The sequence below is a fragment of the Nocardia halotolerans genome (assembly GCF_042650145.1).
GTDB classification, from domain to species: Bacteria; Actinomycetota; Actinomycetes; order Mycobacteriales; family Mycobacteriaceae; genus Nocardia; species Nocardia halotolerans.
This window is the reverse complement of the sequence record NZ_JBHSDL010000030.1, coordinates 269186-278170: the sequence shown is the minus strand read 5'-3', so window position 1 is coordinate 278170 and position 8985 is coordinate 269186. Positions and strand designations below refer to the sequence as shown.

The following is an 8985-nucleotide window of genomic DNA, read 5'->3' as shown; positions in this document are numbered from 1 at the left end:
CTCGAGGAGGGTCCGCCGCGAAGCGGCGTAGCGGCCCGGCCGCGAGTTAGCCGCCGTTGCGTCCGCGGCGCAGCCGCCAGCAACGGCGGCTAACTCGCGGCCCTTGGGGCCGCGCTCGAGCGCGCCAGCGCTCCAACAAACACAGCCCACACCGTTTCCCAACACCACACCAACCGCCGCACCGCCCCACCGCGCACCCCACCCAACCCCCACACCACCCAACCCCCACACCAGCTTCAAGCCCCCACACCAGCCTCAAGCCCTCCCACACCAGCCTCAAGCCCTCCCACACCAGCTTCAAGCCCCCCACCCGGACAACAACCCGCCACCGATCCAACCCACCAGCAACCACTGGCAGACTGGACGTGTGAAACACAAGCCCGCGGATCTCCCTCGCGGACCCCTGCGCCCCATCGAGTTGGCGACCGGCGCGGTCATGGCCGGCTTGACCGTCGGCCTCATCACGGTCGGCTCCCTGGTTCCCATGGCCGCGGCCCTTCAGCTGGTGGCCGCGGTCCCGCTGGGTTTGCTGGCGCACCGCTACCGCTTGCGCGCGCTGGTGACCGCCACCATCGCGGCGGGCTTGGTGACGTTCGTCGCCGCGGGCATCATGCCCGCGTTGGGGGTGTTGGGTGCTGCCACCCTGGCCGGCATCATCGGCATCGTCAAACGGCGTGGTGGTGGGTTGCCCACGGTGCTGGCGCTGGCGCTGGTGGCGGGGTTGGGCTGGGCATTGTTCTCGGTCGGCATGCTGCTGCTGTTCGCCCGGACCAGGCAGTTGTTCTTCGATGCGATCAACAACACCGCCGAGGGCATCCAGAATTTGGCCGCCAAGCAGGCTCAGCTCGAGCCGCTGGGCCGGGCGGCGGCCGAGGCGACCGATGCCGTGTTGCGCTGGTGGTGGCTTTATATCGGCGGGTCGGTGGCCTTGGGTGTGCTGGTGAGCGCGATCGTGTCGTGGTTCGTGCTGGGTTCGGTGCTCGACCGGTTGGCGTGGTTGCCCGGCAGTGACCGTCTCGATGCCCCCGCCGACGACCGCCCGGTGGGCCCGCTGCCGGTTTCCCTGCACGGTGTCGGCTACCGGTATTCCGGTGCCGATGCCGATGCTCTCGCCGATATCGATCTCACGATCCACGCCGGTGAGTTCGTGGCCGTGGTCGGCCACAACGGCTCGGGCAAGTCGACGCTCACCCGGGTACTGGCCGGTCGGCCGCCGACGACCGGTGCGGTGGATCGTCCCGGTTCGGCGGGGCTGGGCAGGTTGGGCGGCACCGCGCTGGTGTTGCAGCGCCCGGAGAGCCAGACCCTTGGTGTGTCGGTCGCCGACGACGTGGTGTGGGGTCTGTCGCCGGAGTTGGCCGCCGAGGTGCGGGTCGACGAGCTGCTCGCCGAGGTGGGTCTGGACGGTATGGGCCGCCGCGAAACGGCCACCCTGTCCGGTGGGCAGCAGCAGCGTTTGGCTGTGGCCGCCGCCTTGGCGCGGCGCCCGGCCTTGCTGATCGCCGACGAAGCCACCTCGATGATCGACCCCGACGGGCGCCGCGATCTGGTGGCGTTGCTGGCCGCGCTGCCACGCAGGCACGGCACCGCGGTGGTGCTGGTGACCCACCACGAGGCCGACGCCGTGGCGGCCGACCGGGTGATCCATCTCGCGAACGGCCGAATGGTCGACCGGCTGGCGAGCTGGCCGCAGCCGGCGGGCGACCGGCGCCGCAGTCCCATGGGCGCCCCGATCCTCGAACTCACCGAGGTGCGCCACACCTACAACCGCGGCACCCCGTGGGAGGCGCCCGCTCTGCACGGTGTGGACCTGTCGGTGCGCCAGGGTGAGGCGCTGCTGGTGGTCGGCGGCAACGGGTCGGGTAAGTCGACGCTGGCCTGGATCATCGCGGGCTTGATTCCGCCGAGTTCGGGTCGGTGCGAATTGCGTGGCAGGCCCGTCGACAAGCAGATCGGCCGGGTGACGCTGGCCTTCCAGCATTCGCGGCTGCAGTTGCAGAAGCAGACCGTGGGCGCCGAGATCGCCGACTGGGGTGGGCGCGCGACCGGCTCCGGCGCGGTCGGGCAGGCCCTGGACGCGGTGGGTCTGGACCGTCGCCTGGCCGCGCGTTCGGTGGAGGAACTCAGCGGCGGGCAGGCCAGGCGGGTGGTGCTGGCGGCCATGGTGGCCAGTCATCCACAGGTGGTGGTGCTCGATGAACCGCTGGCCGGCCTGGACCCGCAGGGTCGCGCCGAGATCGTGGATCTGCTTGCCCGGCTGCGGGATTCGGGTCTGACGTTGATCGTGATCTCTCATGACGTTTCCGATGTGGCCGCGGTGTGTGATCGCACGGTGCACCTGGATTCCGGGGTGGTCGCCGAGACCGCGGGCGCCCGGCGCCCGGTGGGCGCGCACGCGGCGACGACAGCCCGCACCGAGCCCGTGTGGCGCTTGGACAAGCCACGCAACGAACCGGGAAACGGAGTCGCCCGATGAGCACTGTCCTTTTGCGCGAAGTACCGGTCGACAGTGTGGTGCACCGGCTGTGGGCCGGCACCAAGATGATCGCCGCGTTCGCGATCAGTGTGCTGCTGATGTTTCTGCCCACCTGGCCCGTGCTCGGCGTGATCATCGCGTTCCTGATCGTCATCTGGGTGGCGGCCCGGCTACCGCTGGGCACCCTGCCGCGACTGCCTTTCTGGTTCTGGGGCCTGGTCGGGCTGGGTGCGTTGATCAACGCGCCGATGGGGATGCACGCGGTACTGGTCTACACACAGGTCTTCGTGTTCAGCATGACGTTGGTGGCCGCTTCGTTCCTGATCGCGTTCACCACCCCGATGGGTGAGGTGGCGCCCGCGTTGGCGAAACTCGGTGCGCCACTGCGCAAATTTAAGCTGCCGGTGGACGAGTGGGCGGTGGTCGTCGCGCTGACCCTGCGCGGACTGCCGCTGCTGCTCGACGAGATCCGGGTGCTGCGCGCGGCCCGCAAGCTGCGCCCGAAGGAGAGCTTGCTGCACCGCGCGGCCGACGCCAATCCGCTCATCGACATCCTCACCGCGTGCATGGCGGTGTCGAGCAGGCGAGCCGGTGAGCTGGGCGAGGCGATCACCGCCCGCGGCGGCACCGGCATGCTCACTGCCCAGCCGAGCAGCCCCGCCCGGCGCGACGCGGTGGCACTGGGGGTCGTCCTCGTGGTGTGCGTGGGCGCGGTGGTGTTGAGCACGGTGCTCGGTTCCTGAGTCACCCGCCGGACAGACATAGCTGATAACTATGAAAGAAATCCGGTTTAAAACTGGAATTCACTGAACAGCAGGTGGCGGCAGTACTAGAGTTCAGACCGTATCGAGCTGAACCGCATCACAGGTGCCGTTGGGGAGCTTCTCGGGGGAGCGATGATCACGGCGCATTCGTTTGGCATATCACCTGATGAACCCAGATGGGAATGTTCACATGATCATCCGCAAGATCGCCGCCGCCGCGATTCCGCTGCTCGCGGTCGCGCTCGTCGGCACCGGTGTGGCCAAGGCCGAGCCGGTCACTCCGAACGTGGAATACCGCACCGAACTCGTCGGCAATACGGTCGTCACCACCCTCACCAATGGCAGCTTCGCCCTCACCGGCGGCGCGGTCGACATCCGCGACGCGACGGGCGCGACGCTGGTCTCCCTGCCGCTGTCGGTACGCGACGGCAGCTTCGAATACTCACTGCCGCACGCGGTCAGCCAGGACAACCGAGTGCTCGAACTGACAGCGGTGAAGGACCTCGCCACCGCGCGACCCAACTTGACGCCGGTGGCTTCGCCCGCGGAAAACTATGCCGCACAGGCTAATTTCGCCACGACATTCGGAATGGCCACCGCCATCGGCAGCTTCGTCGGCATGGCCATCGGCGCGGTGATCGGCTTCGTGATCGGTGCGGCAGCCGGCGGGGTGAACGCGCTGCCCGGCCTCATCACCGGCGCTTCCGTCGGCGCGATCATCGGCACCCTGGTCGCGGGCGGCCCCACCCTGATCATCGCCGGCATGGACCTGATCCAGACCTGGCACGCCCCGCCCGGTACCACCCAGTGGGCCCAGTCCAACTGAGCCGGAAACTCAGCAAACCCCCAGCGTGACAATCGGCGGACCGGTGACAACCGGTCCGCCGCACGCACCTCAGCTCAGGCCTTGTCGCGCAGGGCCTGCTTGGCCGCTTCCTGAGCGGAATCCACCTGACCCGCGAACTTGTCGCCGGTCTTGGCGTCGACCACGTCACCGGCCTTGTCGATCACATTGTCGACCTTGTCGGCATGCTGAGAGGCCAGGTCCATCGCCTTGCCTGCCAGGTTCTTGAAATCCACCGCGCACTCCTCGTTGATTCGAAACCGGGTACAACGCGATCACCCTAGCAACGTCACAGCTTTCGCGCGTGGGCGTCATCGTGGTGAACGCGTCACACCGTCCCACACCGGGTGCCAGAGCCGCCCGGTGTCGGTCCAGGCCTGGAATCGCACCGTGCCGTGCACACTCGGCGTGACCCAGCGGGCATCCTTGCGCTCCTCGGCGGTCATTTCACTGGTGAACGGGGATGTCTTGCGGCCCAGGCGATGTAGCTCCTCGGCGATGCGGCGCTGCTGGTTGGTGTCGAAGCCGGTGCCGACCCGGCCGACGTAGACCAGTTCGTCTTCGTGCGGGATGCCGAGCAACAGCGACTTGAACGGGCGCGCGGTGCTGGGCCGCCAGCCGCCGATCACCACTTCCCTGGATCGCCAGTTGCGCTGCTTGATCCAGGTCTGGGCGCGTTTGCCCGGCTGATACACCGAGTCGACACGTTTGGCGATCACGCCTTCCTGCCCCTGCTCCCGGCTGAGTTCCATGGCCGCGCCGCCCGGCCCCTCCAGCAGTGCCGACACATTCATCGACGGGGCGAGTTCGCCGAGCGCCTCGAGCACCGCCCGCCGATCGGTGTACTTCTTGCGCAGCAGCGAGGTGCCGTCGAGGTAGAGGACGTCGAAGGCGATGAAGACCGCGCGGGCCGAATCCGCTTGCAACGCCGAGATATCCGACAGACCCGCCGCGTCGAGTACCACCGCTTCGCCGTCGAGCACCACGCGGTGCCCGGCCAGTTCCTCGGCCAGTGCGGCGAAACGCGGGTAGCGGGCGGTCACGAGGTTGCCCGCGCGACTGCGCACGGTGACCGCATCGTCGACCTCGACGATCACCCGGAACCCGTCCCATTTCGTTTCGAACGCCCAGTCGGGGGGTCGCAGCGGTTCCACTTCACCGGCGGTGGCCAGCATCGGCGAAAGGCCACGCGGAAACGATCGGGAACCGGTGTCGGAGACGGGTTCTCGCTTCACCTGGTCGCGCATGTAGTGCATCAGCCACTGGTCGCCCTTGGTCTGGATGAAGGCGTAGCGGCCCTGTAGACGTTTGCCGTCGAATTCGACGATCACCTCGTCGTCGCGCCACTTCTCGCTGCGGTAGGTGCCCGAATCCCAGATGCTCATCTCCCCCGCGCCGTACTCGCCCTTGGGGATGGTGCCGTGGAAGTCCAGGTATTCGAGGGGATGGTCCTCGGTGCGGACGGCGAGACGGTTGTGTTTGGGCTCGGTCGGCGGGCCCTTCGGCACGGCCCAGGAGGCCAGCACACCGTCGCGCTCCAGCCGCACATCCCAGTGCAGACGCCGGGCATGATGCTCCTGCACGACATAGCGGTCACCCGGGCCGGGCGGGGGCCGGTCGGCGGGCACCGGTTCGGGTGTGCGACGCGCGTCGCGCATGCTGCGGTACTTCGTCAGCGAATCGGGGTGCGCGGGCAGTGGTGGGTCGAGGTCGGCCAACAGGTCGCCGCCGGTCTGGCAGCGGGCCAGCACCTCGTCGAACCGTAACTGGCGCAAGTCTTTCGCGTTCTCGATCTCGGACCAGTCGCGCGGTGCGGCGACATTGGGTTCGGCGCGTCCGCGCAGCGAGTACGGGGCGATGGTGGTCTTGGCGGCGTTGTTCTGGCTCCAATCCAGGAACACCTTGTCGGCGCGGGCGGATTTGGCCATCGTCGCTGTCACCAGGTCGGGATGCAGCTTCTCCAGATTGGTGGCCACCTGCTTGGCCACGGTGGAGGCACCACGCGAGCTCACCGGCCGGTCGAGCGGCACGTAGACGTGAATTCCCTTGCTGCCGCTGGTCACCGGGAACGCCCGCATGCCGATGTCGGCGACCATGTCGCGCACGGCGAGCGCGACGCGCGCGCATTCGGCCAGCCCCGCACCGGGACCGGGGTCGAGATCGAAGACGATGCGGGTGGCCGGGCCACGCTCGGCACCGTCGAAACGCCATTGCGGCACATGGATTTCCAGCGCCGCCTGCTGACCCAGCCACGCCATCCCCGCCTCGGAGCCGATCAGCGGGTACACCACCCGGCGGCTGGAATGTTGGATCGCGGCGCGGTGAATCCAGGCAGGGGCGTGCTCGGGCAGGTTCTTCTCGAAGAAGTCGGGGTGATCGACCCCGTTCGGCCACCGTTTCCTGGTGACCGGGCGACCCGCGATATGCGGACCGATGGCCTCGGTGATCGCCGAATAGTAGGCGATCACCTCACCCTTGGTGGTTCCGGTGTCGGGGTACAGGATCTTGTCGAGGTTGCTGAGCTCAACCTCGATATCCGGTTCACCCGGTGCGCCCCGGAACTCCCGGCGGACCATCGACGCTCTCCGGCAGCGGGGACCGATGCCAGCCGGTCCCCGCGCACCGAATCAGGCCTTCGGTCCCGGATCGGTCGGGGTGGGACCGCCCGGAGCGGTGCCGGGATCGGTGGGCTTGGGGCCGCCGGTGGGGCCACCGGAACCGGTGCCCGGCTCCTGCGGCGGGACGGCCTTCTTCGCCGCTTCGGTGCCCTTCGCGATCTTGTCGCTGTACTTGCCGCCGGTCTTGCCGTCGACGAAGGAACCGGCCTTGTCCACCGCGTCATGGATCTTGTCCGCGTTCTGCGCGGCCGCCTCCTTGCCCTTACCGAGCAAGCCTTTCAAACTGTTCACGAGACTCATCGAACGATGTTCCTTCCCGTATTGGCGCATTTACCCGGTCGCTGGACGAAGCCGAGCGGGTCACTCCACATCTTCCCACCACGAAACCCGTGGTGGGAGGTCATTCGGAACCACCCGCTGGCCCGGCTTGGGCACCACCGTTCGGGTACCCGTTTCCGCGGCGGCCGACACCAGCCGCCGTACCGGCTCCGACCACCCGTGGAAGGCCAGGTTGAACGTGGCCCAGTGGATCGGCACCAGCACGCCGTAGCCGGGATCGCCGAGGCACAGGTCGGCGTGCGCGCGCACCGCCTCCTCGGGATTCATGTGCACATCGGCCCAGCGTGGGTCATAGGCGCCGATCGGCAGCAGCGTGAGATCGAAGGGCCCCAGCACGGCCCCGGCCTGCGCGAATGCCTTCGTGTAGCCGGTGTCGCCGCCGAAGTACACGCGGTTGGCCGGGCCCGCCAGGGCCCAGGACGCCCACAATGTGGTGTTGCGCCGCAGACCGCGACCGGAGAAGTGCCTGGCCTCGGCGCAGGTGATGGTGAGACCGCGATCGCCGGCGTCGTGGCCCAGCGACACCGAACCACCCCAGTCCAGCTCCACGATCCGGTCCGCCGGCACACCCCAGTGCCGCAAGTGGGCGCCGATGCCGGTGGGCACGACGAACGGGGCGAGCTGGGCGCGCACCAGTTCGTCGACGGTGGCCTTGTCGAGGTGGTCGTAGTGATCGTGGGAGATGATCACCGCGTCGACGACGGGCAGCTCCGACAGCGCGCCGGGCACCGGATGCAACCGGGCCGGGCCGACCAGCCCCGACGGCGAGACCCGTTCGCTCCACACCGGGTCGGCCAGCACCCGGTAGCCGTCGACTTCGATCAGGGCGCTGGCGTGCCCGTACCAGGTGACGGCCAGCGACGCGGCCTCGGCGGGCACGGCGGGCGCGACCAGCGGGACCGGGCCCGCCGGGCGACCGACCCGTCCCTTGGTGATTCCCGACCACAGCAGCGACGGCGCGGCACCCGGCTCGATCATCGCGCTGGGCTCGGTGTTGTGAAAGCGCCCGTCCCGGTAGGAGGACTTGCCCAGCGCGCCCGCCTCGATCGCCGACGCACCGGCGCCCAGGGCGGTGGGCAGGCCCCACACCGCACGCGCCACCCAGGCGAGCCCGAGGGTGCTCGCCACCGACCCCGCAACGCGTGCCAGGCCCATCAGCGGCCCACGAACTTCGCCGGTCGCTTCTCCTGCCGGGCCAGCCGGCCTTCCTTGGCGTCATCGCTGCTCCACGCAGCTTCCAGCGCGGCCCGCTGCTGTGCGCTGGCCGGGGTGCGGGTGCCGTCGTCGTTGAGCATCAGCTTCATCGCCTGCAGCGACAGCGGTGCCAGCGCGGCGATCGACTTCGCCCAGTCCTTGGCGTCGTCGACGGTACCGATCCGGTTGGCGAAACCGAAGGCGTAAGCGTCGGCGGCCGAGACGGTTTCGGCGCCGAGCAGGATGGTGCGGGCCGGGCCGCCACCGATCAGCGAGGCCAGCCGGGCCACGGTCCAGCGGTCCACCGAGATACCCAGCTTGGCGGCGGGCACCGCGATGTAGGCGTCGGGGTCCATCACCCGCAGATCCGAGGCCAGCGCCAACTGCACACCCGCGCCGAGCGCACCACCGTTGATCGCCGAGATCACCGGCACCGGCAGCGATTCGATGGTGTGCAACATGTCGAGCAGGCCGGTGAGGAACGACTCGGAGTACACACCGGACAGGTCGGCGCCCGCGCTGAAGACCGTCCCACGGCCGGTGAGCACGATGGCCCTGGCGCCCTGGTCCACCGCATCGAGCATCGCGGCCCGCAGGTGGCCCACCAGTTCCTCGTTGAGCGCGTTGCGCCGTTGTTCGCGCTGCAATTCGATGGTGATCACGTCACCATCGCGGGTCACGCCGAGCATGCATCCTCCACAGAAGTACCGGATCACGTGGTTGTCTTCACTCTGCCACAGCCAGCCCCCG

The 8985-nt window shown here is 68.8% G+C and carries 8 protein-coding genes; 3 read left to right on the top strand and 5 right to left on the bottom strand.

What is annotated here, in order from left to right; all coding sequences use genetic code 11:
• Window positions 1-367: 367 nt before the first annotated feature.
• The 3 genes from ACFO5K_RS24725 to ACFO5K_RS24715 all read left to right on the top strand — a co-directional run bounded on the left by ACFO5K_RS24725 (window position 368) and on the right by ACFO5K_RS24715 (window position 4066).
• Window positions 368-2476: an ABC transporter ATP-binding protein gene (locus ACFO5K_RS24725; RefSeq protein WP_378567713.1), complete on the top strand. Its 2109-nt coding sequence runs from the start codon at window positions 368-370 to the stop codon at window positions 2474-2476.
• Window positions 2473-3219 carry a CbiQ family ECF transporter T component gene (locus tag ACFO5K_RS24720; RefSeq protein ID WP_378567710.1) on the top strand — a complete coding sequence of 249 codons (747 nt, stop codon included), beginning with the start codon at window positions 2473-2475 and terminating at the stop codon, window positions 3217-3219. The genes ACFO5K_RS24725 and ACFO5K_RS24720 overlap by 4 nt, the downstream gene beginning before the upstream one ends.
• Before the next feature lie 211 nt (window positions 3220-3430).
• Window positions 3431-4066, top strand: coding sequence for an ammonium transporter (locus ACFO5K_RS24715; RefSeq protein ID WP_378567708.1), 636 nt, complete (start codon window positions 3431-3433; stop codon window positions 4064-4066).
• 74 nt (window positions 4067-4140) lie between these two features.
• Here ACFO5K_RS24715 and ACFO5K_RS24710 read toward each other — a convergent pair whose 3' ends face one another.
• The 5 genes from ACFO5K_RS24710 to ACFO5K_RS24690 form a co-directional block, all read right to left on the bottom strand.
• Entirely contained in the window at window positions 4141-4320 is a 180-nt protein-coding gene (locus tag ACFO5K_RS24710) for an antitoxin (RefSeq protein WP_378567705.1), read from the bottom strand.
• Between the two features lie 75 nt (window positions 4321-4395).
• Complete coding sequence (locus ACFO5K_RS24705) at window positions 4396-6660, bottom strand: ATP-dependent DNA ligase (RefSeq protein WP_378567702.1); 2265 nt, start codon at window positions 6658-6660, stop codon at window positions 4396-4398.
• A 51-nt stretch (window positions 6661-6711) separates the two neighbouring features.
• On the bottom strand, window positions 6712-7002 hold the full coding sequence (locus ACFO5K_RS24700; protein WP_378567699.1) for an antitoxin: 291 nt from the start codon (window positions 7000-7002) through the stop codon (window positions 6712-6714).
• A gap of 60 nt (window positions 7003-7062) precedes the next feature.
• Complete coding sequence (locus ACFO5K_RS24695; RefSeq protein WP_378567697.1) at window positions 7063-8196, bottom strand: MBL fold metallo-hydrolase; 1134 nt, start codon at window positions 8194-8196, stop codon at window positions 7063-7065.
• Entirely contained in the window at window positions 8196-8924 is a 729-nt protein-coding gene (locus tag ACFO5K_RS24690; RefSeq protein WP_378567694.1) for an enoyl-CoA hydratase, read from the bottom strand. The genes ACFO5K_RS24695 and ACFO5K_RS24690 overlap by 1 nt, the downstream gene beginning before the upstream one ends.
• Window positions 8925-8985: the final 61 nt, after the last annotated feature.

What these genes read in the sequence shown, in the direction of transcription:
- ACFO5K_RS24720 (WP_378567710.1), top strand. Translation starts at nt 2,473, where the DNA reads ATGAGCACTGTCCTTTTGCGCGAAGTACCGGTCGACAGTGTGGTGCAC.
- ACFO5K_RS24715 (WP_378567708.1), top strand. Translation starts at nt 3,431, where the DNA reads ATGATCATCCGCAAGATCGCCGCCGCCGCGATTCCGCTGCTCGCGGTC.
- ACFO5K_RS24705 (WP_378567702.1), bottom strand. Translation starts at nt 6,660, where the DNA reads ATGGTCCGCCGGGAGTTCCGGGGCGCACCGGGTGAACCGGATATCGAG.
- ACFO5K_RS24700 (WP_378567699.1), bottom strand. Translation starts at nt 7,002, where the DNA reads ATGAGTCTCGTGAACAGTTTGAAAGGCTTGCTCGGTAAGGGCAAGGAG.
- ACFO5K_RS24695 (WP_378567697.1), bottom strand. Translation starts at nt 8,196, where the DNA reads ATGGGCCTGGCACGCGTTGCGGGGTCGGTGGCGAGCACCCTCGGGCTC.
- ACFO5K_RS24690 (WP_378567694.1), bottom strand. Translation starts at nt 8,924, where the DNA reads ATGCTCGGCGTGACCCGCGATGGTGACGTGATCACCATCGAATTGCAG.